Genomic DNA, 26,336 nt, shown 5'->3' on the forward strand with positions numbered 1-26,336 from the left:
CCTTGTTCACGTCATCGGCAGCAGGCGACCGGAACCGGGACGCATACGCCCAGGCAGCGCCGCGCCGATGCAGGGCAAACACCCTCATGCCTTGGCGGCATCGAGGTCCATGGCCGCAAGGGATCGCGGCCGCATGTCGGTCCAGTTCGCCTCGATGAAGGCGCTGCAGGCCGCCCTGTCGGTCGCGGCCAGCGCGACCTGCCAGCCGGCGGGCACCTCGATGAAGCTCGGCCACAGCGAGTGCTGGCCTTCTTCATTCACCAGCACCAGGAAGGTGGCGTTCTTGTCGTCAAACGGGTTGCTCATGGTCGATTTCCTTGAATGGGTTCAGGCGTTCAAGCCATTTCCACGGACTCGGGCGCTGCCTCGCGCAGCGCCACGAGGGCCGTGGTGATTTCGGTCAATGCGTGATGGCGCGCGAAGTCCTCGCGCAGCACGCCCGCACGCTGGCGGTAGCTGGGTTCGCTCAACAGCCTGCGCACGGCGTCGCCGATCTGGCGTGCGCTCGGCTGGCCGTTGCCGAGGTTGATGCCCGCGCCCGACCACGCCACGCGTGCGGCGATCTCGGGCTTTTCCTCGGTGGCGCCGGCCACGACCAGCGGCACGCCGAGGCTCAGCGCATGGTTGACCGAGCCGTAGCCGCCGTTGGTCACCATCGCATGCACCTTGGGCAGCAGCCGGTCGTAGGGCAGGAACGGCAGCACACGGGCGTTGGCGGGAACCGCCATGTTCAGCGCGGCCGGCAGCGGGCCGCCGGTGGTGGCGATGACCCGGATGTCCTTCGCCCCGGCCAAGGCCTGCAGGGTCGGGCCGATCAGCTGCGCCGGGTTCTGGTTGGCCAGCGTGCCCTGCGTGACCAGCACGACCGAGCGGCCGTCGTCCAACTCGTGCCACCAGTCGGGCGGCGTGAAGTCGCGGCTGGCGGGCGCGAGCAGCGGGCCGACAAAACGCACCGAGGCGGGCAGGTCGCTGCGCGGGTATTCGAAAGACGCCGCCGTCAGCTGCAGATACAGGTCCGGCAGCTTGACCATGGCGTCGATGAAGAAGTCCGGCAGCGCGGGCAGGCCCGCGCACGTCAGCAACGCATCGAAGTAGCGCTGCACCTCGCCGAACATCGCCTGCTTGAGGTTGGCGTTCATCGCCCGGTTGCGTACGCGCCCTTCCGGCGTGGACGACGGCGGCAGCGCGGTGCCGAAGAAGGCCGTGTCGCAGCTGGATAGCGGCAGCGCCGAGATGCCGATGGCAACGATCGCCGGGCGATGCTCGCGCGGCCCCAGCAGCAGCGGAAAGGTGCCGCAGAACATCGTGTCGACCACGATGGCGTCGGCCTCGAAGTCTTGCAGGATCGCGCCCAGGCCGGCCCGCTGCGCGGCCATGGCGTCGGCAAAGAAGTGCTTCAGGCCGAAGCACAGCTGCGCATGCGCAGACGGCAGGCGCTGGCGCTGTGGAAAGCGCTGGTCGAGCTCGCGGTAGTCGAAGTCGATCGCGGCGTCGAAGGCGGTGAAGCTCGCGCCGGTGGCCTCGGCCTGCGCCCGGAACCGGCTCGCGGTGTGCACCCGCACCTCGTGCCCGAGGTTCACCAGATGCTGGGCGATGGCCAGCATCGGCAACACGTGTCCCGGCAATGCGGTTGCCGCGATGAGATAGCGTGCCATGTCGAGTCTCCTATGAAGCGCTGGTTTCCAGGGCACGGCGTGCCTTGGTGTCGATGCCGAGGTCGACGAAGTAGCGCTGCAGCAGCTCGCGGTCCACCGGGCGGATCGCCGCGCCGATGGCTTCGAGCTGTGCATGCGTGGCCGCGCCGCTGACCTGCGGCGGCGTGGCCGAGGTGTCGTAGCGGTCGAGAATCGCCAGCACCGCCGCAAGGTCGCGGTCCTGCCCCACGGCGAGCCGTGCATGCGCCCGCTCCAGCCAGGGCTCGAGCCCCACCGGTTCGAGCCGCATGCCGAGCCGCTCGAACACCGGGGGAATGTCGCGCACCCGCAGCGCCTCCTGGCTCATCAGGTGGAACACCTGGCCCCACGACGCCTGCTGGCCCGCAAGGCCGAGGATGGCGCGCGCCACGTCGTCCACCGGCGTCAGGTTGAGCGGCAGGTCCATGTCGGGAATCGCTTCCAGGTCGGCATAGAGATGCGCCACGCGCCAGATCAGGTCGTCGGCGTTGCAGATCGCGTGGGTGTGGTCGCCGGTGACCGCGCCCAGCCGGTAGATCGCGACCGGCATGCCGCGCGCCTGCGCCACGCGGGCCAGCGCATCGCCGACCCATTTGCTCTGGCTGTAGCCGTCGACCAGCCCGCTCCACGAAGCGAGAGCCGACTGCTCGGTGACCGTGCCGTCCTTGTTGTTCTGGTCGATCACCGCCAGCGTCGAGACGTAATGCATGCTCTTGGGCCGGCCCTGCGAGGTCCACTCGAGCAGCGTGACCACGCTGTCGACATTGGCGGGCTTCAGGCTGGCATAGGGATGCAGGAAGTCGACCTGCGCGGCGCAGTGGTAGATGGCGTCGCAGCCGTCGCGCACCAGTTGCACGGCGCTGTCGTCGAGGCCGAGCAGCGGCTTGCCGAGGTCGCCGGTGACGACCTTGATGCGCGTGTCGTCCCAGATCGCGCCGAGCTGGCGCTGGGCCAGCGTGAGCTTCAGGCGGCGCTTGCCCGCCTCTTCGTCGGCGGCGCGCACGTGGCAGACCACGCAGGCCGATGTGTCGCGCAGCAGCGCAGCCAGCAGGTGGCTGCCGACGAAGCCGCTGGCGCCGGTCAGGAACACGCGCTTTGCAGCCAGCGGCGGCGAGGCATCCTGGCTGCGGATGTGCGCGGGCAGATCGAGTTCGCGCGACAGGTCCAGCGCCTCGGCCGTGCCGGCAGAGTCGTCGAGCCACGCGGCGAGTTCGGCGACGGTCGGTCGGTTGTAGACCTCGGCGTGCGGGAAGTCCGCACCCACCTGCTGGCGGATGCGCATGCCGAGCTGGATGGCCATCAGCGAATGCCCGCCGAGCTCGAAGAAGTTGTCGTGGATGCCGACGCGTTCCAGGTGCAGCGTCTCGGCCCAGAGCACGGCCAGTTGCCTTTCTGTGGGCGTGCGGGGTTCAGCGTATGGCGCAGCGGCCTGCTGCTCGGGCGCCGGCAATGTCTTGCGGTCGAGCTTGCCGCTCTGGGTCAGCGGCAGGAACGGCAGGTGGACGAAGGCCGAGGGCACCATGTAGTCGGGCAGCGCCTTCGCCATGTGGGCGCGCAACTCGATCGGCTGCGGATCGGCCGCAGCGACCACGTAGGCCACGAGGCGCTTCTCGCCCGGCACGTCCTCGCGGACGATCACTGCCGCCTGCGTCACCAGCGGGTGCTGCAGCAGCACCGATTCGATTTCGCCCAGCTCGATGCGGAAGCCGCGGATCTTCACCTGCTGGTCGGCGCGGCCCAGGAAGTCGAGGCTGCCGTCGCCGCGCCAGCGCACCAGGTCGCCGCTGCGGTACATGCGGCTGCCGGGTTCGCCGAAGGGGTTGGCGATGAAGCGTTCGGCGCTGAGCAGCGGGCGGTTCAGGTAGCCGCGCGCCACCCCGCTGCCGGCGATGTAGAGCTCGCCCGCGACACCGGGCGGCACCGGCTGCAGGCTGTCGTCGAGCACGTACACCCGCGTGTTCCAGACCGGCTGGCCGATGGAGGGCTGCTCTTCGGCATTCATCGGCGCGCTCGTGCTCGCGCAGATGGTGATCTCCGTCGGGCCGTACGCATTGATCATGCGGCGACCTTGCGACCAGCGCGCGGCCAGCGCGGCGGGGCAGGCATCGCCGCCCACCACCAGCGTCTGCAGATGCGGGAATTCGCCGTGCGGCAGGGTTGCCAGCGCGGCGGGCGGAATCAGCGCATGGCTCACGGCCTGGCGCTCGAGCAGCTCGGCCAGTTCCGTGCCCAGCAGTTGCTGCGGCGACGGCACCACCAGCGCGGCGCCGGCGTGGAAGGCCATCAGCAGGTCCATCACCGAAGCGTCGAAGCCGCTGGAAGAGAACTGCAGCACGCGCGAGTCGTGGCCGATGGCAAAGCGCTGCGCCATCGATGCGCCAAGGCTGCTCAGGCCGGCATGCGGCACCACCACACCCTTGGGCAGGCCGGTGGAGCCGGAGGTGTAGATGACGTAGGCGGCATCGCGCGCATCGACCGCTCGCGACTGCGCCACGGGGTCGTCAGACTGGATCGCCAGTGCGGCGACCGTCTCGTCGCTGTCGAGCGCCAGGCAATGCGGAATGCCGGCCAACTCCGGCAGCAGCGATGCATGGGTCAACACGCCCGCGGGTGCCGCCTCGCCGAACACGAAGGCGCTGCGCCCGGCCATGTGATTCGGGTCGATGGGCAGGTAGGCCGCGCCTGCTTTCACGATGGCAAGGTGCGCCACGACGAGGTCGAGCGAACGCGGCAACACCGTCGCGACGATGGCGCCGGCGCCGATGCCCCGGCCCCGCAGCAGGTGCGCAAGCCGGTTGGCCCGCACGTCGAGCGCGGCGTAGCTGACCGTCGCGCCGTCGAGCACCACCGCCGGTGCATTCGGACGCTCGGCGGCGTGCGACTCCACCATGGCGGCCAGCGAGAGCGGCGCGATGTCGAGCGTGCTGCCGCTCCAGTCGGCAAGCAGGCGTTGGTCTTCCTCTTCGCTCAGGATGTCCAGGCTGCCCAGCGCGGCGTCGGGCGCGTCGCAGGCCTGCTCCAGCAGGCGCACCAGTCGCGCCGCGATGGCTTCGACGGTGCTGCGGTCGAACAGGTCGGTGCTGTACTGGATGCCGCCGGCAATGCCGCCCGGCAGACCATCGGCGCCGCGCAGTTCGTCGAGGATGAAGGACAGGTCGAACTTGGCGGTGTCCACGGCCACCGGCTGCGGCGTGATCGACAGGCCGGGCAGGCTGAACGACAGCCGGTTGCCGCCCTGCTGGAATCCCAGCATGACCTGGAACAGCGGCAGGTTGGCGCCCGAGCGCTGCGGCCGCAGCAGTTCCACGATCCGGTCGTACGGGAACTCCTGGTTCGCGTACGCGGCAAGGTTGGTGGCCCGCACCCGCGCGACGAGGTCACGCAGGCCCGGCTGCCCCGAGGTGTCGGTGCGCAGCACCAGCGGGTTGACGAAGCAGCCGATCAGGTCGTCCAGCGCGTGATCGCTGCGGCCGGCAACCGGCGTGCCGATGACGATGTCGTCTCCCGCGCCCAGCCGGTTCAGCAAGCCCGCGAGCGCGGCCTGCAGCACCATGAAGACGCTGGCCTGGCCGTCGCGCGCCAGCTGCAGCATGCGCTCGTGCACATGCGCCGGTATCTGCACCGGCACCACGTCACCGTGGTAGCTGGGAACGGCCGGGTGCGGACGGTCGACCGGCAGGCTCAGCCGCTCCGGCAGGTCGCGCAGGGTCTCGCGCCAGAACTCGCGCTGGCGGCCGGCCATGCTCTCGGCGTCGTCTTCGCTGCCGAGCAGTTCCTGCTGCCACAGCGCGTAGTCGGCATATTGCAGCGGCAGCGGCGACCAGCCGGGCGCCTTGCCTTCGCTGCGTGCGGCGTAGCCGATGCTCAGGTCACGCGCCAGCGGCAGCAGCGAGGCGCCATCGCCGACGATGTGGTGCGTCAGCAGCAGCAGCACGTGCTCGTCGGCGGCCAGCCTGAACAGATGGGGGCGCAAGGGGGCCGTGTTGCCGAGGTCGAAACCGAGGCGTGCCGCGGCGTGCAACTGGGCAGCGATCTCGTCTTCGCTGCTGTCGGCTTCGATCAGCAGCGCGCGCGCTTGTGCGCCATCGAGGATCTGCTGGTACGGCAGCCCGTCTTCGTTCGGGTAGATGGTGCGCAGGCTTTCGTGGCGCTGCACCAGGTCGTCCAGCGCGGCCTGCAGCGCATCGCGGTCGAGCACGCCCGAAAGGCGCAGGGCCAGCGGCATGTTGTAGGCCGGGTTCGAGTTCTCGAGCTGGTTCATCAGCCACAGGCGGCGCTGCGCGAACGACAGCGGAATGCGCGCCGGGCGCGGCATCGGCTTGAGGCTGGGCCGCGCCTGCGAGGCCTGGTCGAGCAGCTCCGCGAGGCCGGCGATGGTGGAGACCTGGAACAGCGTGTCCAGCGGCAGGTCGATCATGAACTGCTGGCGGATCATCGAGATCAGCTGCACGATCATCAGCGAGTGCCCGCCGAGCTCGAAGAAGTTGTCGTTGATGCCGACGCGCGGCAGGTGCAGCGTCTCGGCCCAGAGCCCCGCGAGGATGCGTTCGGTGGGCGTGCGAGGCGCGGCATAAGGCGTGGCCGCCTGCAGTTCGGGCGGCGGCAGCGCCTTGCGGTCGAGCTTGCCGCTCGGGCCCAGCGGCAAGGCCGGCATGCCGACGAAGGTCGAGGGCACCATGTACTCGGGCAGCGTTTGCGCGAGGTGGGTGCGCAGCTCGGCTGCCTGCGGGTCGGCCGCATCGGCCGCCACGACGTAGGCCACAAGGCGCTTCTCGCCCGGCACGTCTTCACGCGCGATCACCGCGGCCTGTGCGACTTGCGGATGCTGCAGCAGCGCCGATTCGATCTCGCCCGGCTCGATGCGCAGGCCGCGGATCTTCACCTGCTGGTCGGCACGGCCGAGAAAGTCCAGGCTGCCGTCGGCGCGCCAACGCGCGAGGTCGCCGGTGCGGTACATGCGGCTGCCGGGTTCGCCGTACGGGTTGGCAATGAAGCGCTCGGCGCTCAGCAGCGGGCGGTTCAGATAGCCGCGCGCCAGGCCGATGCCCGCGATGTACAGCTCGCCGGTCGTGCCGGGCGGCACCGGCTGCAGGCCGCTGTCGAGCACGTGCATCTGTGTGTTCCAGATCGGGCGGCCAATCGGAACGGTAGGAACGGTAGGCACGCTCTTCGACGACGGCTCGTCTTCGGGCGTGCGCGGGCACTCCCACGAAGTGACGTCGACAGCGGCCTCGGTTGGCCCATAGAGGTTGTGCAACTCGCACGGCAGGATCTGCTGGAACTGCGATTGCAGCGCGGGCGACAAGGCCTCGCCGCTGCAGATCACGCGCCGCAGCGAGGTGCAATTGGGGGCCATGGGTTCGAGCAGGAAAACCTCCAGCATCGACGGCACGAAGTGGATCGTGGTGATGCCTTCGTCTGCGATCAGCCCCGCGAGGTACGCCGCGTCCTTGTGGCCGCCCGGCTTTGCCAGCACCAGCGTGGCGCCGTCGATCAGCGGCCAGAAGAATTCCCACACCGACACGTCGAAGCTCGACGGCGTCTTCTGCAGCACGCGGTCACCGGCCTGCAGGCCGTAGCGGGCCTGCATCCAGCGCAGGCGGTTGACGATGGCGCGGTGCGACACGACCGCGCCCTTCGGCTTCCCGGTCGAGCCCGAGGTGTAGATCACGTAGGCCGGGTGCGAGGGATCGATCGCGACGGCGGGATCGGTTTCGGCGCAATTCGCCAGATCCGCAAACGTTTGCGCTACATCGAGCAGAAGTTTCGGGGCGTCTGCCGGCAGCGACTCCGCGAGCGCTGCGGTGGTGACCAGGCACACCGGCTGCGCGTCGCCGAGCATGAAGGCGATGCGGTCCTGCGGAAAGTCTGGGTCGACGGGCAGGTAGGCGGCGCCGGTCTTCAGCGTGGCAAGCAAGGCCACCATCAGGTCCAGCGAACGCGGAATGGCCAGCGCCACGGTGCGCTCCGGGCCCGCGCCGCGTGCGCGCAGCAGGTGCGCGAGACGGTTGGCGCGCCGGTTGAGCTCGTCGTTGCGCATGTCCTCGCCGGCGAAGCGCAATGCGATGACCTGCGGGTTGGCGGCAAGCTGTGCCTCGATCAACGCGGTGAGATGGGTGTCGGGCACCGCATGGGCCGTGTCGTTCCACGTCACCAGCAGTTGCTCGCGCTCGCTGGCTTGCAGCAGGTCGATGTGGCCGATGGCCTGGTCGGGCTGGCGGATCACTGCCGTCATGAAGGCAAGCAGCCGGCGCTGGTGATCGGCCAGCTCCTGCGCGGTGTAGACCGCCGGATTGGCGTCGAAGTCGATCTGCAGGTCCTGCCCGTTGCCGCGCTCGTACAGGAAGATGCCCAGGTCCTCGGCCGTGCCGTTGGACAGGTTACGCGGCTTGGCGGCATGCCCGGCAAAGCGGAAGTCGTAGTCGAAGGGCTCGACGTTGACCACGGTGGTGAACAGCTGCCGGTTGTTGACCAGCATGTTCAGGTCGCTGCGCAGGTGCTCGTAGCGGTACGACTGGTGCCGCAATATCTGCCGCATCTGCCGGCCCACTTCGTTGATGAGCTCAGGCACCGGCAGGTCCGGGCGCATCGCGAGCCGCAGCGGCAGTGCGTTCGCCACCATCGCGGGCACGCGCCGCATGCGGTCGTTGTGGCGCGCGGTGACGGGAATGCCGATCACCATGTCCTCGATGCCGGTGGCGCGGTACAGGTAGGCCGCGGTGGTGGCAATCAGGATCTGCGGCAGCGTGGTGCCCAGTTGCTGCGCGATGTCCGCCAGGGCCCGCACGCTGGCGGCCGGCAGGTGCGCCGTCTGGCGCAGCAGGCCGCCGACGTTGACCGAGCGATGCGAAGCAAGGCTCAGCGGATCGGGCGCGTCGCCGAAGCGCTCCGTCCAGTACTGGCGGTCGCGCGGAAAGCGGCCGGACTCGCGGTAGGCCTTCTCTTCCTCGGCCAGTTGCGAGATGGGCGCGATGCGCGAAGCCTCGGGCACCTCGGTGCCGTTGATGCGTGCGGTGTAGACATCGGCGAAGCGGCGCGCAACCAGGCCACCGCCGAAACCGTCGAGCACGATGTGATGGCTGCGGTGGTACCAGATGTGGCGCTCGGGCGCGATGCGGATCAGCGCGGACATCCAGAGCTGGTCCCGCGCCAGGTCATCCTTGCGGCTGAAGTCGGCGTGCATCCACGACTGCGCGGCGGCGGCCGGATCCTCTGCGCCGCTGAAATCCAGGTAAGGCATTTCGCGCATGAAAGCCGGTGCGACGATCTGGCGCGGCCCCTGCGGGGTGTCGGCAAAGCTCAGGCGCGTGGCCTCGGCCTCTTCGGTCACCTGCCGCATGGCGGCCATGAAGACGGCGGGGTCGATCCAGCCGTCGATTTCTATGGCTTCGGCGAGATTGAAGTTGGTGTCGGGCGAGGCGAATTTCGCGCCGAGCCACATCGCCATCTGACCCGAGGTAAGGGCAGATGCGGCGCCCTGGGGATCGACCGTGCTCATGAACTTCTCCACGTCTTGAATTGAATCGGCAGCGATCGAATCCCTCAGGAAACAATCGCAAACTCCGAATCAATGTACAAGCTGTTTCAACAATTTCAGAGACAGCTTTCCGAGTGAAAACATTTCACGTGGAGCTTTGAGCGCGAAAGATTTCATCGCAAAGCGATCACCCAATTCGCGGTTTCCGGAATTGGGAATCTTTGGTCGTATTGCGGAAAAAAACCGCTACAAAAGCATGTTGCGGTGCAGCAACTTCTTCAGCGACGAGTAGGGTCTTCCCTCTGTTCGCCGCCTCACCGCTTGTCGAAATACGGAATGAAAACGCCGTTGGCGGCTACGCCCACCTGCTTGACCCAGTCCAGCGAGAAGTGCTCGCCAAGGCGCTGCAGGTCACGGCTGAACAGGAAGGGCACCTGCTCGATCTTCATGCCGTTGCGCCGCAATTCGTCCATGGAGCGTGCTGCTGCGGCAGCGCTGTTCGCCCAACCGCGCAGTTCGGCGGCTGCAGCGGCGGCCTTCAGCGCATCGCGCGAAGGCGCCTCGAGGGCGCTCCAGGCCTTGTCGTTGACGAACACGAGGTTCTTGGGAAACCAGGCATTGATCTCGTAGAAGAAGCGCATGGATTGCCACACCCGGCTCTCCACGCCCGTGACGGCGGAGGTCATCATGCAGTCGATACGGCCATCCGCCAGCGCCTTGTCGAGTTCGGTGGCCGGCACGTCGACGGGCACCGCCCCCATCAGCGTCGCGATGCGCGCGGTGGTGGCGTTGTAGGCACGCATCCGCATGCCGCGCAGGTCGCTCATCGCGCCGAGCGGCTTGGTCGAATACAGGCCCTGCGGCGGCCACGCCACGGCGTAGAGCACGCGCAGCCCGCGCTCGGCGAAGGCCTGTTCGATCAGCGGGCGCTGGATGCGCCAGAGCCGTTGCGCGTCGGCATAGCTGCTGGTGATGAACGGGACGGAATCGGCGCCGGCCAGCGGCACGTCGGCAGCAAGGCTGCTCATGATGGCTTCACCTGCCTCGATCTTGCCGTCCTGCACCGCCGCACGGATCGCGTTCAGCGCGAACAGCGAATTGCCGGCGTGGATCTCGATGCGCAGTTGCCCTGCGGTCGCGAGCCCGACCTCCTTCGCCATGGCCAGCAGGTTGGCTGTGTGGAAGTTTTCCGACGGATAGCCGGTGGCCAGCCGCCACACCGTCGCCCCGGGAGCGGCAGATGCGGCGGAAGACAAGGCGCCCGCACCGCCCACCAGCAGTGCGAAGGTCCGGCGGGTGATGAGGGGCTGGCTCATGGCCTCAGCCGATGGTCGCAATGGCGGCGCCGGCCGCCACGTAGCCGCCCGCTGCGACCGAGAACGCGATGCGCCCCGCGCGATGCGCGAGCACCTGCATTTCCATCTTCATCGCCTCCATCACGGCAATGACACTGCCCGCTGCGACCTCGTCGCCGTCAGCGACCTTCCAGCCCTGCACCGTGCCGGAGACCGGCGCGGCCACGGCAGCGGCGTCCACCACTGCTGCCGCTTCAACCGGTGCAGCGCCCGCGCCGCCAGCGGCCGCCGACAACCCGCTCAGCAGCACGGCAGGCAGGCCCAGCGACATTCGCCGCCCATCCACCTCGATCGACGTGCGCAGCAGGGCCGCATCGGGCAACGGGTCCGGCCGCATCGCTGCCGCATCGCCATTCGCAAAGTCGGTCTCGATCCAGCGCGTGTGCACCTTGAATGCATCGCCGGACACGAAGTCCGGGTGCGCCATCACGGCACGATGAAACGGCAGCACCGTGGGCAGGCCCTCGATGCGGAACTCCTTCAGCGCACGGCGCGCCCGCGCAATGGCCTGCTCGCGCGTCGCGCCAGTGACGATGAGCTTGGCCATCAGCGAATCGAAGGTGCCCGGCACCTGCGAGCCGGCATCCACGCCAGCATCGACACGCACGCCGGGGCCCGAAGGCGCATCGAACACCTTGACCGGCCCGGGCGAAGGCATGAAGCCGCGCCCCACGTCCTCGGCGTTGATGCGGAACTCGAAGGCATGGCCGCGCGGCACCGGCGTCTGCCTGACCGACAAGGGCAGCCCCTCGGCAATGCGCAGCTGCTCGATCACGAGATCGATGCCCGTGGTTTCCTCGGTCACAGGGTGCTCCACCTGCAGCCGCGTGTTCACTTCGAGAAAAGAGATCGCACCGCTCGCGCTCAGCATGAACTCGACCGTGCCGGCGCCCGTGTAGCCGGCTTCCGCGCAGATGTCGCGCGCCGACTGGTGAATGCGTTCGCGCTGCTCGTCACTCAGGAAGGGCGCGGGCGCCTCTTCGACCAGCTTCTGGTTGCGCCGCTGCAGCGAGCAGTCGCGCGTGCCGAGCACCACAACGTTGCCGTGCGTGTCGGCCAGCACCTGCGCCTCGACGTGGCGCGGGCGGTCGAGGAACTGCTCGACATAGCACTCGCCGCGACCAAAGGCCGTTACCGCCTCGCGCACCGCCGATTCGTAGAGGCCTTCAACCTCGTCGAGCCGCCACGCCACCTTGATGCCACGGCCACCACCGCCGAACGCGGCCTTGATCGCGACCGGCAATCCGTGCTTCTCGGCGAAGGCAAGCACCTCGCCAGCGTTCTTCACCGGATCGGCCGTGCCCGCGACCAGTGGCGCGCCGACCTTCATCGCGAGCTTGCGGGCCTGCACCTTGTCGCCCAGCATCGCGATCGCGGCCGGCGACGGGCCGACCCAGGTGAGGCCGGCGTCGATGACGGCCTGCGCGAACGCCGCACTCTCCGAGAGAAAGCCGTAGCCCGGGTGCACCGCATCGGCGCCGCTGCGCGCGGCCACCGCCAGCAGCTTGCCGATGTTCAGGTAGGTGTCGGCGGGCTTGTTGCCATCGAGCCCGTAGGCCTCGTCGGCCATGCGAACGTGCAGCGCATTCAGGTCGGCGTCGGCGTACACCGCGACCGATTGCACGCCGTGGTCGGCACAGGCGCGTGCGATGCGCACGGCAATTTCGCCGCGGTTGGCGATCAGGAGTTTTTTCATCGGGAGGCTCTCACGGTGCAAGGGTTTCGACGAAGCCGGCGTCGGCCATCGGCTTGAAGCGGACGCGCGCATTCACGGGAATCTGCCCCGCGCGGTCGAGGTGGTGGGTGGCGACGGAGGCGATCACGGGATAGCCGCCGGTCAGCGGATGGTCGGCCAGGAACAGCACGGGCTGGCCGCTGGGCGGCACCTGGATCGAGCCGCGCGCCGTGCCCTCGCTGGGCAGCTCCGCGTGATTGGCGCGTGCCAGCGGCACCTCGCCCGCGAGCCGGATGCCGACGCGGTTCGATTGCGGCGTGACCACCCACGGCTGGCTGCACAGAAGCTCGACCGCATCGGGCGTGAACCAGTCGGTACGCGGGCCGAACACGATGTCGAGCACGACTTCTTCCTGCACGGTGGGCAGGTCCGCCGGCGGCGTTTCGGGCGCACCGACCACGGCGCCGGTTGCCACCGCGCGCACGGGCAGCACGTCGCCCGTGGCGATGGCTGGCGGGCCGACGCGGGCCAGCGTGTCGGTCGAGAGACTGCCCAGCACGGGCGAGATGTCGAAGCCTCCGCGCACGGCGATGTAGCTGCGGATGCCGGCCTGCGGCTCGCCGAGCGCAAGCACGTCGCCGTCGGCCAGCGCGATGGGCTGGTAGCGCGGCAGCGTCCACGTCGCGCCATCGGCACGGGTCAGCATGACGGGGCCGTCAGCGCCGGTGATGGCGACCACCGCGTCGCCACGGCACACCAGCTGGAAGCCGCCATAGGCGATCTCCACGCAGGCCGTGTCCGATGCGTTGCCGACCAGCCGGTTGGCCGCCTGCAGCGATCGCTGGTCCATCGCGCCGGAGGCCGACACGCCCTGCCCGGCCTGGCCATGCCGGCCGCCGTCCTGCAGCAGTGCCTGCAGGCCCGCAGCGCGAATCTCGAAGGCGCAGCCGCCTTCCACAGCAGCCGGTTGCGAAGGCACAGGCGCCACGGTCACAGGCACAGCCTGTGGCAATCCGGTGACATCCACGAAGCGCACCGTGTCGCCCGGCTGCAGCAGCGCCGGCGTCTCGCGCGCCAGGTCCCACATCGGCGCATCGGTGATGCCGATGATCTGCCAGCCGCCAGGGCTGGCCTGCGGGTAGACGCCGCTGAAGCTGCCCGCAAGGCCGACCGCGCCCGCCGGAATGCGCGTGCGCGGTACCGTGCGGCGCGGCACGTTCAGGCTCGGGTGTCCGCCCGAGAGATAAGCAAAGCCCGGCGCGAAGCCGGTGAAGGCGACGGTGTAGTCGCTGCCGGTGTGGCGGCGAACCACCTCCTCGGGCGTGATGCCCAGCAGACCGGCCACCTCGGCCAGGTCTTCACCGTCGTAGCGCACGGGAATCTCGATGCGCTTGTCGATGCGCGTCTCGCGCGCGTCGAGGCTGCGCCCGCCGACCTGCCGCACCAGTTCATCGGCCGTGATGGCGGCCGGGCGGAAAGTGATCAGTAGCGTGCGCGCCGCAGGCACCAGTTCTTCGATGCCCGCGATGGGTTCGGCGCGCAGCGAGGCCAGCAGCGCGAGGGTTTGCGGCAGGTCGTCGAGTTCGACCAGCACGGCGTTCAAATTGACCGGCAGGAAGCGCATCGTCATGCGGCTGACTCCACGAAGGAGCGGATCGTCACGCCTGCCTGTTCGAGCCGCGCGCGCACCTGCCGCGCCATCTCGACCGCGCCCGGGCTGTCGCCGTGCACGCAGACCGATTCGGCTTCGATGCGCACCGTGCTGCCGTCGATGGCCGTGACCACGCCGTCGGTGGCCAGCCGCAGCATGCGCGCGGCCACCTCGTCGGCGTCGTGCAGCACGGCGCCGGGTTCGCGGCGCGACACCAGCGTGCCCTGCGGCGTGTAGGCGCGGTCGGCAAAGGCTTCGGCCACGGCGCGCAGGCCCTCGCCCCGCGCCCAGCCCAGCAGCGGCGAACCCGCCAGCGCCACCAGGCACAGGCCGGGGTCGATCTCGCGGATGGCAGCGATCACGTCGCGCGCCTGGCGCTCGTCGTGGGCGATGGTGTTGTAGAGCGCGCCATGCGGCTTCACGTAGCGCACGGTGGTGCCGGCGGCGGCGGCAAGGCCTTTGAGTGCGCCGATCTGGTAGATGACGTCAGCGCGCAAGTCGGCGCTGTCGACGTCCATGTTGCGGCGCCCGAAGCCCATCAGGTCGCGGTAGGCCACGTGAGCGCCGACGGCAACGCCGCGCTCCCTCGCCTGGCGCAGCGTGCGCAGAATGCCGGCCGGGTCGCCCGCATGGAAGCCGCAGGCCACATTGGCGCTGCTCACGAGGGAAAGCATGGCGGCGTCGTCGCCCATGCGCCAAACGCCAAGGCTCTCGCCGAGGTCGCTGTTCAAGTCGATGTTCATCGTTGGTCCCAGGGTCATCAATGCAAGCGGCCGGCGGTCTCGCGCACGTCGTCGCGCACGGTGAGCGCGGTGCGTATCGCCACGCGGAAGGCTTCGACCTGCGTCGCCAGCGCCATGCTGGCCACGCCCGGCTTGGAGGCCGCCTGCTCGGGCAGGTAGGGCACGTGGATGAATCCGCCGCGCGTGTGCGCGAGCGCCGGGCTCGTCGCGATGCGGTGCATCAGCGCATAGAAGATGTGGTTGCACACGAAGGTGCCGGCGCTGTTCGACACCGCCGCAGGCAACCCCGCTGCGCGCATGTCGCGCACCATGGCCTTGATCGGCAGCGTCGAGAAATAGGCCGCCGGCCCACCCGCGACCACCTCGGTGTCGATGGGCTGGTAGCCGGCGTTGTCGGGAATGCGCGCGTCGTCGACGTTCAGCGCCGCGCGCTCCAGCGAGATCTCGGTGCGCCCGCCTGCCGCGCCGATGCACAGCACCAGCCGTGGCGCCGGCCCCACCAGCGCCTCGTCGAGCGTGTCGATGGCGCGGCCGAACACGCAGGGCAGCTGCACCGCTTGCACCACGGTGCCTTCGCAGGTCCAGCCGTCGAGCGAGCGAGCGATTTCCCACGCGGGGTTGACGGGATCGTTCTCGAAAGGCTCGAAGCCCGCGAGCAGCACGCGGGGCGCCGCGCCATCGGTGGTCTTCGTCATGCTCGGCGCCTCAGCGGAACATCAGGAAGTACATCAGGAAGATGTTGACCACCAGCAGCGCGGCCGCGGTCGGTATCTGCACCTTGATCACCGCGTTCTTGTCGGGCAGCTCCAGCAGCGCCGCCGGCACGATGTTGAAGTTGGCCGCCATCGGCGTCATCAGCGTCCCGCAGTAGCCCGAGAACATGCCGATGGCCGCCATCACCGCCGGGTCGCCGTGGTACACGCCCACCAGCACCGGCACGCCGACGCCGCCCGTCATCACCGGGAAGGCCGCGAAGCCGTTGCCCATGATGATGGTGAACAGCGCCATGCCCAGCACATACACCGCAACGGCGACGAAGCGGATGTCCATGTTGATGTAGCTCGTGGTGATGTACGCCACGGCCTTGCCCACGCCCGCGTCGGAGAACACCAGGCCCAGCATGCCCAGCATCTGCGGCAGCACCACGGCCCAGCCCAGCGCGTCGGTCAGGCGGCGCGACTCGCGCATGCCCTGCACCGGCGTCTCGCGCGTCAGCCAGCAGGCCAGCGCCAGCGCCACCACGCAGCCCACGCCCAGGCTCACCAGCGTGGTGTTCTTGGGGTCGAGCAGGAAGGCGTCGCCGATCTTCACCTTGCTCATCAGCACGGTGCCGATCACCGTGACCAGCGGAATCGCCAGCGCCGGCATGAAGAGCTTGTTGCCCAGGCGCCTGGCGCTGGTTTCGTACTCGGCCGGCGTGGGCTCCCTGTGCTTGCCCGCGCCGACGCCACGCAGGCCGGCAATGACGGCCATGCCGATGGCGCCCACGCCGACCCAGGCGGGCGGCAGCTTGTCGCCGACCAGAAAGACCAGCGAATAGAGCCCCCAGAACAGCGCGCTGGTGTAGCGCTTGGGGTGCTGGCGGTCGGCCAGCGTCATGACCGCCGTGATCGCGAGGATCAGGCCGACCAGGATGTAGAGGTGCTGGATCGAGAGAATCATGATCAGCGGCCTTCCTGCGTGGCCGGAACGGCGGGCGCATCGGACGCCGGTGCGCCGCCCAGTTCACGTGCCAGCGACTGGTCGAGCCGGCGCAGGCGCCAGGCGTGGATGATGAAGGCGGCAATCGCCGTCGGGATGCCCCACAGCGCGATGTGCAGCGGCTCGACGTCGATGCCGGCCTCGTGCAGGAAGGTGCTCATCAGCACGATGGCGCCGAAGGCCACGAAGATGTCTTCGCCGAAGAACAGGCCCACGTTGTCGGTGGCCGCCGCATAGGCGCGCAGCTTGTGGCGGATGCGGTCGGGCAGCTTGCCGTAGCGGGTTTCGGTGGCGCCTTCGGCCATGGGCGCGAGCAGCGGGCGAACCATCTGCGGGTGGCCGCCCAGGCTGGTCAGGCCAACTGCCGCCGTGAGTTCGCGCGCCGCGAGGTAGACGATCAGCAGGCGCCCGGCGGTGGCCGACTTGATGCGGCTGATCCAGTTCTGCGCGTGCTGGCGCAGGCCGTGCCGCTCGAGCAGTCCGATCACCGCCAGCGGCAGAAGAATGATCAGCGGCAGGTTGCGGGTCTTGATGAACCCGGTGCCGATGGCCGTGAGGATCGCCATCGGGCCGAAGCCCGCGGCGATCGCCGTGGCGATGGCCGTGACGATCACCACCAGCATCGGATTGAAGCGCAGGATGAAGCCCGCAATGATCACGGCGACGCCGATCAGCGGCCACAGATGAGGGATGTCAGGAGTCATGTTGGTCTTTCGTTTCTGGATTCGGAGACACCTTGCGCGGGGGCGCCGGCAAGCCGCTTCTTGCAAACTGCGTGCCAATGAATGAGCAATTCAAATCATCTGAATCACTCATTTCTCATAAATTGTTGAACAATTTGCTCGAGTGTGCCCAATAACAGTGCTTGACTGACCCCATGAAAACCCTGAGCGTGTCAACACTTGGTGCATCGGGCGGCGGCCGCGCGGGTGCCGTCCGGCGGGGAAAACCTGCTACAAACGCCCGGACTCCCCGCTCCTTCCACCCCCTTCCGGCATGACCCCACTGGCCTCCCCGACTTCACCCGCCTCGCCAGCCGCCGGCGCGCAGACGCTCAACGACAGGGTGGCGGAGCTCATCCGCCAGAAGATCGTGAAGGGCGAGTTCTCGCCGGGGCAGCGGCTGTCGGAGGCCGCGCTGGCCGACAGCTTCGAGATTTCACGCAACACCCTGCGCGAGGTGTTCCGCACGCTGACCAAGGAAGGGCTGCTCAAGCACGCGCCGAACCGCGGCGTGTTCGTGGCGGTGCCGAGCATCGCGTCGATCATCGACATCTACCGGGTGCGCCGCCTCATCGAATGCCAGGCGCTGGCGCAGGCCTACCCGCGCCACCCGGCCAAGAAGCACATGCGCGAGGCGGTGGAAATGGCCCTGAAATGCCGCGACGCAGGCGACTGGCTGGGCGTGGGCACGGCCAACATGGAGTTCCACAAGGGCATCGTGGAGCTGGCCGACAGCGAGCGGCTGAACGTGCTGTTCGCGCACATCCTGGTCGAGCTTCGGCTGGCCTTCGGCCTGCTCAAGGACCCGGAGTTCCTGCACGCGCCTTATGTGGACATGAACACGAAGCTGCTCGAACTCATCGAGGCCGGCAAGTTCGCCGAGGGCTCGGCGTCCCTCAACGACTACCTCATTCACTCCGAGCGCATCGTGCTCGCGGTCTACGCGCGGCAGATGCCGGAAAGCGGCATCGACAACTAGGCAGCCGCCAGTTCGAGCTTCATGCCTTCGTGCGTGGCCTCGAACCCCAGGCGCTCGTAGAAGCGGTACGCGTCGGTGCGGCGCTTGTTCTGCCGCCAGGCGGTTTCGTAGAGAGCGGCATCGCCCGGGCGCTCGCGCGCTGCGCCGAGCACGTCGTCGGCCAGCATGGCAGTGATGGCGGGGAGATCGACCTGCACGGCCTTGCGTATCTTCAGAGGGGAATTCGTTGTCATGGCGTTCGCCGCGGCTTTCTCGGGATGAGCTGAAATAATGGCAGCCCCTGCAACGCCCCGCCGACGGACCCGCCATGACCCTGTCTGCCTACCTGCTCTTCCTGCCGGCCTGCTTCGCCATCAACATGGCTTTCGGCCCCAACAACCTGCTGTCGGTGACCAACGGCGCGAAGCACGGCGTGTCGCCGGCAGTGATCGCGGCCAGCGGCCGGCTGGTGGCCTTCGCGATCATGATCGCCATCGCGGGGCTGGGCATGGGCGCAGTGCTGGTGGCGTCGGAGCTGGCCTTCGATGTCATCAAGTACATCGGCGCGGCGTATCTCGTGTGGATCGGCATCCGCCTGCTGCGCGCCCCGGCGCCGACGGCCGAGGTGCAGGCGCGCGACGCATCCGCGCCGCCCTCCATGCGCGCGCTGGCGCGGCAGGAGTTCACCGTGGCGGCGGGCAACCCGAAGGCCATCCTGGTGTTCACCGCTTTCTTTCCGCAGTTCGTGGTGCCGGGCGCCTACGCTTCCAGCTATGTGCTGCTGGGCGTGACCTTCCTGGTGTTCGAGCTGGTCGCGATCGCGCTCTACGCGATGCTCGGTGCGCGCATGCGCCGGCTGGCCGATGGCAGCCGCGCGATGCGCTGGTTCAACCGGGTGAGCGGCAGCATGATGGTCGGCTTCGGCCTCATCCTGGCCTTCACGCGCCGTCCTGCAGCCTGATCTTCCTCAGGCCTTCAGGTACTCGGCCTTGGTGCCGAGCCAGCGGTCGATGTGGCGCTGGGCCAGGTCGGGATGCTTGCGGAGCATGACCGGCGCAAGTTCACGGGCCCAGTCGAGCAGCAGCGTGTCGGTCGTGAGGTCGGCGAAGCGCAGCAGCGGTGCGCCCGACTGCCGCGCGCCAAGGAATTCGCCGGGCCCTCGAATCTCCAGGTCGCGCCGGGCGATCTCGAAGCCGTCGCTGGTCTCGGCCATCGCCTTGAGCCGCGCACGCGCCGCCTCGCCGACGCGGCCGCTGTCGCCCGGCGCATAGAGCAGCACGCAGGCCGAGGCCGCCGCACCGCGCCCCACGCGACCGCGCAGCTGGTGCAGCTGCGAGAGGCCGAAGCGCTCTGCATGCTCGATCACCATCAGCGAGGCATTCGGCACGTCGACGCCCACTTCGATCACGGTCGTGCTCACCAGCACCTGGATTTCATTGGCGGTGAATGCGGCCATCACCGCCTGCTTCTCGGCCGTGGGCATGCGCGAATGCAGCAGGCCGACCTGGGTGGGCTCGCCCAGCGTCTCGGCCAGTTCGTCGCGCGTCTCGGTCGCGTTGCGCAGGTCAACCGCTTCGCTCTCCTCGATCAGCGGACACACCCAGTACACCTGCCGGCCCTGCGCGATCTGCGCATGGATGCGGTCGATGACTTCATCGCGCCGGTGGTCGGCCACCAGCTTGGTGACGATGGGCGTGCGGCCCGGCGGAAGCTCGTCCAGCGTCGACACGTCGAGGTCGGCGTAGTAGCTCATCGCGAGCGTGCGGGGGATGGGCGTGGCGCTCATCATCAGCAGATGCGGCTCCAGATGCCCGCCGGCCTTGCCGCGCAAGGCCAGGCGCTGCGCCACGCCGAAGCGATGCTGCTCGTCGATGATGGCCAGCGCGAGATTCTTGAAACGCACCTTCTCCGAGATGACCGCGTGGGTGCCGATGACCAGCGCCGCCTCGCCGCTTTCGACGGCGGCGGACATCCCATCGCGCTCCTTTTTCTTCTGGCTGCCCGTGAGCCACGCCACGCGCAGGCCGCGCTCGGCCAGCAACGGATCGAGCCAGCCGACGAGCTTGCCGAAATGCTGCGCCGCGAGGATTTCGGTGGGGGCCATCAGCGCGCACTGGAAACCCGCGTCGATGCAGCGCGCCGCCGCGAGCGCCGCCACCACGGTCTTGCCCGAACCCACGTCGCCCTGCAGCAGCCGGTGCATCGGTATCTCGCGGCCCAGGTCGCGCGTGATCTCTTCGCCCACGCGTTGCTGTGCGCCGGTAAGGCCGAAGGGCAGCACCGCGAGCAGTTGCGCGTGCAGCGAGGTCGCGACCGGCTCGGCAGGCGCGGGCAGCACCGGCGCACGCTGCGCCGCGCGCTCCAGCCGGGCCTGCAATTGCGACAGCTGCTGCGCGAGCAGTTCTTCGGCCTTGATGCGCTGCCAGGCCGGATGGCTGTGGTCTTCGAGCGTGGCCATCGCCACGTCGGGCGTCGGGTAGTGCAGAAAGCTCAGCGAGGCGCGCAGGTCCCACGCACCGCGCAGGCCGATCTGCACGGGAATCGTCTCGTCGAGCACCGCGCGGGCAAGACCCGAACGCACCTCGCGCCGCAACACAGGCTGCGCGAGCCCGGCCACGGTCGAATACACCGGCGTGAGCGCATTCGGCAGCGCGGTGCCGGCCGCCTTCACGGTCGGATGCATCATCTGCCGCCCCACGAAACCGCCACGCATCTCGCCCCGCACGCGCACCCGCGCGCCGATCGCCAGCTGCTTTTGCTGCGAGGGATAGAAGTTGAAGAAGCGCAGCTGGCACGTGTCGCTGCCGTCGTCGATGGTCGCCAGCAACTGGCGGCGCGGGCGGTACACCACCTCGCATTCGGTGACGACGCCCTCGACCTGCGCCATGTCGCCGTCACGCGTGTCGGCGAGCCGCACGATGCGCGTCTCGTCCTCGTAGCGCATCGGCAGGTAGAGCGCGAAGTCGATGTCGCGCACGAGGCCGAGCTTGCGCAGCGCGCGCTGCACGAGGCTCAGGCCCGAACCTGGTGCCGCCGGTGCCGCAGGCGCGGCTGCGGTCTTTTCGGGCGGTTCGGGCTTGGACGCGGCGGGCATGGGACAATTCTGCCCGGCTCCCGCCCTGTTTTTTCTTTTCCCCATGCCTCCTTGGCACGGGCCCGTCCGGCCCTCAAGCACCATGCGCGCCTTCACGCTCTCCGATTTCGATTTTGCATTGCCACCCGATCTGGTGGCGCAACACCCGGCCACCGAACGTACATCCTCCCGTCTGCTCGACGGCACAGGGCCCGCACCGGTCGACCGTATCTTCAAGCACCTGCCTTCGCTGCTGCGCGCGGGCGACCTGCTGGTCTTCAACGACACGCGTGTGGTCAAGGCGCGCCTGTTCGGCGAGAAGCCCACCGGCGGCAAGCTCGAACTGCTGGTCGAGCGCGTGCTGCAGGGCCACGAGGTCGTGGCGCACATGAAGGTCAGCAAGAAGCCGCCTGTTGGCACCACGCTGGAGATGGTCGGCGGCTTTCGCGCCACGCTGCTCGGCCGCTGGCCCGATGAGCAGGGTGCGCTGTTCCGCTTCGGCTTCGAGAGCGACGCGGGCGAAGACCCGTACGCACTGATGGCCCGCTGCGGCCACGTGCCGCTGCCGCCCTACATCACGCATACAGATTCGGCCGACGACGAAAGCCGCTACCAGACCGTGTTCGCGCGCGTGCCCGGCGCGGTGGCGGCACCCACGGCCGCGCTGCATTTCGACGAAGGCCTGCTGGCCGAGCTCGAAGCGCGCGGCGTGCAGCGCGCCAACGTCACGCTGCACGTGGGCGCCGGCACCTTCCAGCCGGTGAAGACCGAGAACATCGCCGAACACACGATGCACGCCGAGCGCTACGAGGTGCCCGAGGCCACGCAACGCGCCATTGCCGAGTGCAAGGCGCGGGGCGGTCGCATCGTCGCGGTCGGCACGACCACCGTGCGCACGCTCGAGTCGTGGGCCAAGAGCGGCGAGGCCACGGGCGACACACGCATCTTCATCACGCCGGGCTTCGCCTTCGAGCACGTCGACCTGCTGGTGACGAACTTCCATTTGCCCAAGAGCACGCTGATGATGCTGGTCTCGGCCTTCGCGGGCTACGAGCGCGTGATGGCGCTTTATGCCCACGCCATCGCCCATCAATACCGCTTCTTCAGCTACGGCGACGCCATGCTGCTCGCACGGACCAAGGACTGAATGACATGCTGAACTTCGAACTCCTCAAGACCGACCCCGACAGCCACGCGCGCCGCGCCACGCTCACGCTCAACCACGGCAAGGTGCAAACACCGATCTTCATGCCCGTGGGCACGTATGGCACCGTCAAGGGCGTGATGCCGCGCAGCCTGGAAGAGATGGGCGCACAGATCATCCTGGGCAACACCTTCCACCTGTGGATGCGCCCCGGCCTCGACGTGATGGCGAGCTTCGGCGGGCTGCATCAGTTCGAGAAGTGGGACAAGCCCATCCTCACCGACTCGGGCGGCTTCCAGGTGTGGTCGCTGGGCGCGATGCGCAAGATCAGCGAAGAGGGCGTGAAGTTCGCGTCGCCCGTCAACGGCGACAAGCTGTTCCTCACGCCCGAGGTCTCGATGCAGATCCAGACCATCCTCAACAGCGACATCGTGATGCAGTTCGACGAGTGCACGCCCTACGACACCAAGGGCCACATCACGACCGAGGCCGAGGCGCGCATCTCGATGGAGCTGAGCCTGCGCTGGGCCAGGCGCTGCCAGAGCGAGTTCGCGCGGCTCGAGAACCCGAACGCGCTGTTCGGCATCGTGCAGGGCGGCATGTTCGAGAACCTGCGCGAAGAGTCGCTGGCCGCGCTGGTCGACATGGACTTTCCTGGCTATGCCATCGGCGGCGTGAGCGTGGGCGAGCCCAAGGAAGAGATGCTGCACATCATGGGCCACACGCCGCACCGGCTGCCCGCGAACAAGCCGCGCTACCTGATGGGCGTGGGCACGCCCGAAGACCTGGTGCAGGGCGTGGCCGACGGCGTCGACATGTTCGACTGCGTGATGCCCACCCGCAATGCGCGCAACGGCACGCTCTTCACGCGCTTCGGCGACCTGAAGATGCGCAACGCGCGCCACAAGAGCGACCCGCAGCCGATCGACCCGAGCTGCACATGCCACGCCTGCGCGGGCACCTCGGGCGTGAGCTGGAACGACGGCGGACGCGAGGGCTTCAGCCGCGCCTACCTGCATCACCTGGACCGCTGCGGCGAGATGCTGGGGCCGATGCTCACGACCATCCACAACCTGCACTATTACCTGAACCTGATGAGCGAGATTCGCGAGGCGCTGGACGCGGGCACGTTCACGGAGTTTCGCGCGCGCTTCAAGTCGGAGCGCGCACGCGGCGTCTGACGCCCAGGGCTGCCGGCCGCTACTTCAAGGGCTGGATCGGCAGCGGCGTCGCATAGGGCTCGATGCGCAGCAGCTCGTTCTTGAAGACGACGATCTGCTTGAGCGGCGCCTGCACCAGCGCACCGCTCACATCCTTGTGCGAGGCGTATTGCCAGAGCGTGAGCTGACCCTTCGCCGCGAGCTGCGCGGCCAGCCGCTCGACGGCGGGGTTGGAACCCGCGCCGAGTTGCGCCGCATCGACGCCCACGACGACCTCGTCACGCGGTGACACCACCTTGAAGAGCTGCACGGGCGCTGCCGGCGCCTGGGCGCGAACTGAGCGCACCGCCAGGGCGGCAGGGAGAAGCGAGAGCGCAAGGAGGGCGCGGCGGGGAAAGGTCTTCGTCATGCGGGCAAGCGTAGTCACACAGGCCCGCGCTGCCCATTCGCCGTAAGCCATACGCCGGCCGGCGGCCCCGCGCCCGGCAGGGGCACATGCATCCGGTACGCTTGCCGCCTCTCCTTACCGCTGTTGCTGCATTCACATGACCAACGCATCACAACTTTCGCCCTACACCGCCCGCTATCCCTCGCTGGCCGGGCGCACCGTGTTCATCTCCGGCGGCGCCAGCGGCATCGGCGAATCGCTGGTGCGGGCCTTTCACGCGCAGGACGCGAAGGTCGGTTTCTGCGACCTCGATGCGGCTGCCGGCAACGCGCTCGCAGCCCAGCTGCAAGGCGAGCACCCGGCGCTGTTCGTACCGTGCGACGTGACCGATACAGTCGCGCTCGCCGCCGCCATCGACGCGGTGCGCCAGCGCTTCGGACCGATCGCCGTGCTGCTGAACAACGCGGCCAACGACCGCCGCCACGAGATGGCCGACGTGACCAGCGAAGACTTCGACCGCCTCGTGGCCGTCAACTTCAAGCACCAGTTCTTCGCGGCGCAGGCTGTGGCCGACGACATGCGCGCGCTGGGCGGCGGCTCGATCGTCAACTTCGGCTCCATCAGCTGGATGATCAAGGGCAAGGGCTACCCGGTGTACCAGGCCTGCAAGGCGGCGGCGCGCGGCCTCACGCGCTCGCTGGCGCGCGACCTGGGCAAGCAGAGCATTCGCGTGAATTCGATCGTGCCGGGCTGGGTGATGACCGAGCGGCAGATCAAGCTGTGGGTCAAGCCCGAATCGGGCGCGGAGATCGATGCGGCGCAATGCCTGCCGGGCCGCGTGATGGCTGAGGACATTGCGGCGATGGCGCTGTTCCTGGCGGCGGACGACTCGCGCATGTGCACGGCGCAGGACTATGTGGTGGACGCAGGCTGGACCTGAAGCCTTTCTTCGCCTTCTCCCCCAAGCAAAAAGCCCGGCATGCCGGGCTTTTTTGTTTGCACTGCGAGCGGATCAGTCGCGCAGTTCGGCAGGGACCTTGCCACCGTTCGCGGCCAGCTTGGTCATCACCTGGCGATGCAGCCAGATGTTCATCTTGGCGCTGTCGCTGGTGTCCGAGCCGTAGCTCAGTTCGGCGGCCAGTTGCTTGCGTGCGTCGAGGCTGCTGTCCAGGCCCAGGAGCTTCATCAGGTCGACGATGGAGGTGCGCCAGTTCAGGCTGCTCGCGCCGGGCATGCCGTCGAGCAGGGCCTCGACGTCCACCACGGTGATGGCGGGCGGCGGCGCCGCTGCGGCGGGGGCGCCTGCGGGTGCGTCGGGGGCCGGCGCAGCAGGTGCGGGCGCGGCGTTTGCGGACGGGAAAATCTTGGAAAGGATGCTGCCGAAAATGCTCATGCTGGTGCTCCGTCGAAGGGGTTGGCTGGAAGTCTGCGGCAACGTTTGTGTCGCAGTCGGCGGTTGTAGCACGACCGTGCGGCATGCCAGCTACACGGTGTGTCGATCGGGCCGCCTCCTGTGACCGAATTCGCAGACTACGCGGCAGGTGACGCAATGGGCAGCAGAACGCGCGGCGCGGCCGAGGTGCCGCAGGCATGGCAGAACTTCGAGAACGCGCTCTTGCGCGTCTCGCAATTGCCGCAGTGGTCGAACAGGCCGATGCCGCAGTGCGGGCAGAAGTCGATCTCGTTGTTCTTCAGGTCCACCGGCCGCTCACAGCCGGGGCACACGCTCTTGCCCAGGCGCGCAAGTGCGGTGTCGTAGCTGAGCTCTTCGCGCCGCACCTGGTCGGGCTGCTGCTCGGCCAGCTTCTGCCGCGCCAGGTAGCGGTTGAGCGCGATGATGGCATAGCGCCCCACCAGCACCGTGAGCACGATGCCCACCACGTAGCGCACATAGCCGCCATAGCTCGGCAGGTAGGGCACCAGCTCGACGAAGAAAGCGAAAAGCGCGAAGAAGATGAAGCCCCACACGAACGGCCAGTAGGTGCTCTTGCGCTTCTTCACGAACAGCCAGCCGGCCACCAGCAGCAACGGCAGCGTGAGCGCCAGCCGGTAGGCGAACACGCGCAGCTCGATGCGGCGGTATTCGGCGTCGAGCTTGATCTGCGCGTCGCGCTCCAGGTCGGAAAGCGCCGTGCGGGCGCGCTGCTCGGCCTGGCGCGCATCGAGCGTGATCTGCTGCTGCGCGTTGACCTTGCGCTGCAGCTCGTCTTCCTTCTGCTTGAAGGCGTCGAGCGTCTTGGTGCGCGCGATGAGCTCGGTGTCCTGGTCGGGCTGCGCGGTGGCGCGGCGCGTGGCGATCCAGTTGCCGAAGGTTTCGCGTGCATTGGCGCTGGCCTGCTGCGCGGCGCTGAGCTGCAGGCGGATCTGGTCGAGGTCGCGCGCGGCCTGCAGCTCCGCGGTTTCCGAGGCCTTGATGGTGGCGCGCAGCGGCTCGGCCCTGGGCTTGTCGATGAAGTCGTCGAGCTGGCGCACGCGCTCGACTTGCGGCAGGTCGCTCACGACGGTGCTGCCGAGCCCGATGAGGAAGCTCGCGAACACCAGCGCCACCAGCCAGAGGCCGCGGCGGAACCATTTTTCGGAAAGGCGCAGGGATTTGCTCATGTTGTTTTCTCCTTC

General features: G+C 68.5%; 20 protein-coding genes. 5 read left to right on the forward strand and 15 right to left on the reverse strand.

The genetic code is table 11. From position 1 onward, the window contains the following. Positions 1-84 precede the first annotated feature (84 nt). The 10 genes from BMW87_RS10445 to BMW87_RS10490 form a co-directional block, all read right to left on the reverse strand. On the reverse strand, positions 85-306 hold the full coding sequence (locus BMW87_RS10445; RefSeq protein ID WP_093055474.1) for an MbtH family protein: 222 nt from the start codon (positions 304-306) through the stop codon (positions 85-87). 29 nt (positions 307-335) lie between these two features. Next, a complete protein-coding gene (locus BMW87_RS10450; protein WP_093076157.1) occupies positions 336-1,655 on the reverse strand; it encodes a glycosyltransferase in 1,320 nt (439 codons plus the stop codon). Between the two features lie 10 nt (positions 1,656-1,665). Beyond that, the gene (locus tag BMW87_RS10455; RefSeq protein ID WP_093076633.1) at positions 1,666-9,171 is read right to left on the reverse strand and encodes a non-ribosomal peptide synthetase; all 7,506 of its coding nucleotides are present in this window, start codon (positions 9,169-9,171) and stop codon (positions 1,666-1,668) included. Positions 9,172-9,464: 293 nt separating this feature from the next. Then, positions 9,465-10,466 carry a TRAP transporter substrate-binding protein gene (locus BMW87_RS10460; RefSeq protein WP_093076158.1) on the reverse strand — a complete coding sequence of 334 codons (1,002 nt, stop codon included), beginning with the start codon at positions 10,464-10,466 and terminating at the stop codon, positions 9,465-9,467. 4 nt (positions 10,467-10,470) lie between these two features. Next, on the reverse strand, positions 10,471-12,201 hold the full coding sequence (locus BMW87_RS10465; protein ID WP_093076160.1) for an acetyl/propionyl/methylcrotonyl-CoA carboxylase subunit alpha: 1,731 nt from the start codon (positions 12,199-12,201) through the stop codon (positions 10,471-10,473). A gap of 10 nt (positions 12,202-12,211) precedes the next feature. Further along, on the reverse strand, positions 12,212-13,804 hold the full coding sequence (locus tag BMW87_RS10470; protein ID WP_093076635.1) for a 5-oxoprolinase subunit B/C family protein: 1,593 nt from the start codon (positions 13,802-13,804) through the stop codon (positions 12,212-12,214). Positions 13,805-13,806: 2 nt separating this feature from the next. Continuing rightward, positions 13,807-14,574, reverse strand: a complete 768-nt coding sequence (locus tag BMW87_RS10475; protein ID WP_093076161.1) for a LamB/YcsF family protein — start codon at positions 14,572-14,574, stop codon at positions 13,807-13,809. Between the two features lie 17 nt (positions 14,575-14,591). Continuing rightward, on the reverse strand, positions 14,592-15,269 hold the full coding sequence (gene pcp / locus BMW87_RS10480) for a pyroglutamyl-peptidase I (protein ID WP_093076162.1): 678 nt from the start codon (positions 15,267-15,269) through the stop codon (positions 14,592-14,594). 10 nt (positions 15,270-15,279) lie between these two features. Continuing rightward, entirely contained in the window at positions 15,280-16,236 is a 957-nt protein-coding gene (locus tag BMW87_RS10485; RefSeq protein WP_093076164.1) for a DUF979 domain-containing protein, read from the reverse strand. A 2-nt stretch (positions 16,237-16,238) separates the two neighbouring features. After that, complete coding sequence (locus BMW87_RS10490; protein ID WP_093055460.1) at positions 16,239-16,979, reverse strand: DUF969 domain-containing protein; 741 nt, start codon at positions 16,977-16,979, stop codon at positions 16,239-16,241. A gap of 292 nt (positions 16,980-17,271) precedes the next feature. Between BMW87_RS10490 and BMW87_RS10495 the strand changes: the two genes are divergently transcribed. Beyond that, the gene (locus BMW87_RS10495; protein ID WP_093055458.1) at positions 17,272-17,976 is read left to right on the forward strand and encodes a GntR family transcriptional regulator; all 705 of its coding nucleotides are present in this window, start codon (positions 17,272-17,274) and stop codon (positions 17,974-17,976) included. Here BMW87_RS10495 and BMW87_RS10500 read toward each other — a convergent pair. After that, a complete protein-coding gene (locus BMW87_RS10500) occupies positions 17,973-18,209 on the reverse strand; it encodes a hypothetical protein (RefSeq protein ID WP_093076165.1) in 237 nt (78 codons plus the stop codon). The two genes, BMW87_RS10495 and BMW87_RS10500, sit on opposite strands and share 4 nt — an antisense overlap. A 74-nt stretch (positions 18,210-18,283) precedes the next feature. Here BMW87_RS10500 and BMW87_RS10505 point away from each other — a divergent pair, with 74 nt between their 5' ends. Continuing rightward, positions 18,284-18,916 (forward strand): LysE family translocator, encoded by a 633-nt coding sequence (locus BMW87_RS10505; protein WP_093076167.1) that lies wholly within the window; start codon positions 18,284-18,286, stop codon positions 18,914-18,916. A gap of 6 nt (positions 18,917-18,922) precedes the next feature. On the opposite strand, the gene recG is transcribed toward BMW87_RS10505, so the two are convergent. Then, a complete protein-coding gene (gene recG, locus BMW87_RS10510) occupies positions 18,923-21,049 on the reverse strand; it encodes an ATP-dependent DNA helicase RecG (protein WP_093076168.1) in 2,127 nt (708 codons plus the stop codon). An 82-nt stretch (positions 21,050-21,131) separates the two neighbouring features. On the opposite strand from recG, the gene queA reads away from it, so the two are divergent. Both queA and tgt read left to right on the forward strand, forming a co-directional pair. After that, positions 21,132-22,175, forward strand: coding sequence for a tRNA preQ1(34) S-adenosylmethionine ribosyltransferase-isomerase QueA (queA, locus tag BMW87_RS10515; protein ID WP_093076169.1), 1,044 nt, complete (start codon positions 21,132-21,134; stop codon positions 22,173-22,175). Between the two features lie 5 nt (positions 22,176-22,180). Continuing rightward, complete coding sequence (gene tgt / locus BMW87_RS10520; RefSeq protein ID WP_093076170.1) at positions 22,181-23,353, forward strand: tRNA guanosine(34) transglycosylase Tgt; 1,173 nt, start codon at positions 22,181-22,183, stop codon at positions 23,351-23,353. A gap of 19 nt (positions 23,354-23,372) precedes the next feature. On the opposite strand, the gene BMW87_RS10525 is transcribed toward tgt, so the two are convergent. Then, the gene (locus tag BMW87_RS10525; protein WP_256216727.1) at positions 23,373-23,741 is read right to left on the reverse strand and encodes a hypothetical protein; all 369 of its coding nucleotides are present in this window, start codon (positions 23,739-23,741) and stop codon (positions 23,373-23,375) included. Between the two features lie 136 nt (positions 23,742-23,877). Here BMW87_RS10525 and BMW87_RS10530 point away from each other — a divergent pair, with 136 nt between their 5' ends. Then, positions 23,878-24,660, forward strand: coding sequence for an SDR family NAD(P)-dependent oxidoreductase (locus BMW87_RS10530; protein ID WP_093076171.1), 783 nt, complete (start codon positions 23,878-23,880; stop codon positions 24,658-24,660). A gap of 72 nt (positions 24,661-24,732) precedes the next feature. Here BMW87_RS10530 and BMW87_RS10535 read toward each other — a convergent pair whose 3' ends face one another. Together BMW87_RS10535 and BMW87_RS10540 are read right to left on the reverse strand one after the other, a co-directional pair. Next, positions 24,733-25,113, reverse strand: a complete 381-nt coding sequence (locus BMW87_RS10535; RefSeq protein WP_093055446.1) for a DUF3597 domain-containing protein — start codon at positions 25,111-25,113, stop codon at positions 24,733-24,735. A 137-nt stretch (positions 25,114-25,250) separates the two neighbouring features. Then, positions 25,251-26,321, reverse strand: a complete 1,071-nt coding sequence (locus BMW87_RS10540) for a zinc ribbon domain-containing protein (protein WP_093076172.1) — start codon at positions 26,319-26,321, stop codon at positions 25,251-25,253. Positions 26,322-26,336: the final 15 nt, after the last annotated feature.

This window comes from Variovorax sp. OV084, from assembly GCF_900111625.1.
Lineage (GTDB): Bacteria > Pseudomonadota > Gammaproteobacteria > Burkholderiales > Burkholderiaceae_C > Variovorax.

What these genes read in the sequence shown, in the direction of transcription:
- BMW87_RS10445 (WP_093055474.1), bottom strand. Translation starts at nt 306, where the DNA reads ATGAGCAACCCGTTTGACGACAAGAACGCCACCTTCCTGGTGCTGGTG.
- BMW87_RS10450 (WP_093076157.1), bottom strand. Translation starts at nt 1,655, where the DNA reads ATGGCACGCTATCTCATCGCGGCAACCGCATTGCCGGGACACGTGTTG.
- BMW87_RS10455 (WP_093076633.1), bottom strand. Translation starts at nt 9,171, where the DNA reads ATGAGCACGGTCGATCCCCAGGGCGCCGCATCTGCCCTTACCTCGGGT.
- BMW87_RS10460 (WP_093076158.1), bottom strand. Translation starts at nt 10,466, where the DNA reads ATGAGCCAGCCCCTCATCACCCGCCGGACCTTCGCACTGCTGGTGGGC.
- BMW87_RS10465 (WP_093076160.1), bottom strand. Translation starts at nt 12,201, where the DNA reads ATGAAAAAACTCCTGATCGCCAACCGCGGCGAAATTGCCGTGCGCATC.
- BMW87_RS10470 (WP_093076635.1), bottom strand. Translation starts at nt 13,804, where the DNA reads ATGCGCTTCCTGCCGGTCAATTTGAACGCCGTGCTGGTCGAACTCGAC.
- BMW87_RS10475 (WP_093076161.1), bottom strand. Translation starts at nt 14,574, where the DNA reads ATGAACATCGACTTGAACAGCGACCTCGGCGAGAGCCTTGGCGTTTGG.
- pcp (WP_093076162.1), bottom strand. Translation starts at nt 15,269, where the DNA reads ATGACGAAGACCACCGATGGCGCGGCGCCCCGCGTGCTGCTCGCGGGC.
- BMW87_RS10485 (WP_093076164.1), bottom strand. Translation starts at nt 16,236, where the DNA reads ATGATTCTCTCGATCCAGCACCTCTACATCCTGGTCGGCCTGATCCTC.
- BMW87_RS10490 (WP_093055460.1), bottom strand. Translation starts at nt 16,979, where the DNA reads ATGACTCCTGACATCCCTCATCTGTGGCCGCTGATCGGCGTCGCCGTG.
- BMW87_RS10495 (WP_093055458.1), top strand. Translation starts at nt 17,272, where the DNA reads ATGACCCCACTGGCCTCCCCGACTTCACCCGCCTCGCCAGCCGCCGGC.
- BMW87_RS10500 (WP_093076165.1), bottom strand. Translation starts at nt 18,209, where the DNA reads ATGACAACGAATTCCCCTCTGAAGATACGCAAGGCCGTGCAGGTCGAT.
- BMW87_RS10505 (WP_093076167.1), top strand. Translation starts at nt 18,284, where the DNA reads ATGACCCTGTCTGCCTACCTGCTCTTCCTGCCGGCCTGCTTCGCCATC.
- recG (WP_093076168.1), bottom strand. Translation starts at nt 21,049, where the DNA reads ATGCCCGCCGCGTCCAAGCCCGAACCGCCCGAAAAGACCGCAGCCGCG.
- queA (WP_093076169.1), top strand. Translation starts at nt 21,132, where the DNA reads ATGCGCGCCTTCACGCTCTCCGATTTCGATTTTGCATTGCCACCCGAT.
- tgt (WP_093076170.1), top strand. Translation starts at nt 22,181, where the DNA reads ATGCTGAACTTCGAACTCCTCAAGACCGACCCCGACAGCCACGCGCGC.
- BMW87_RS10525 (WP_256216727.1), bottom strand. Translation starts at nt 23,741, where the DNA reads ATGACGAAGACCTTTCCCCGCCGCGCCCTCCTTGCGCTCTCGCTTCTC.
- BMW87_RS10530 (WP_093076171.1), top strand. Translation starts at nt 23,878, where the DNA reads ATGACCAACGCATCACAACTTTCGCCCTACACCGCCCGCTATCCCTCG.
- BMW87_RS10535 (WP_093055446.1), bottom strand. Translation starts at nt 25,113, where the DNA reads ATGAGCATTTTCGGCAGCATCCTTTCCAAGATTTTCCCGTCCGCAAAC.
- BMW87_RS10540 (WP_093076172.1), bottom strand. Translation starts at nt 26,321, where the DNA reads ATGAGCAAATCCCTGCGCCTTTCCGAAAAATGGTTCCGCCGCGGCCTC.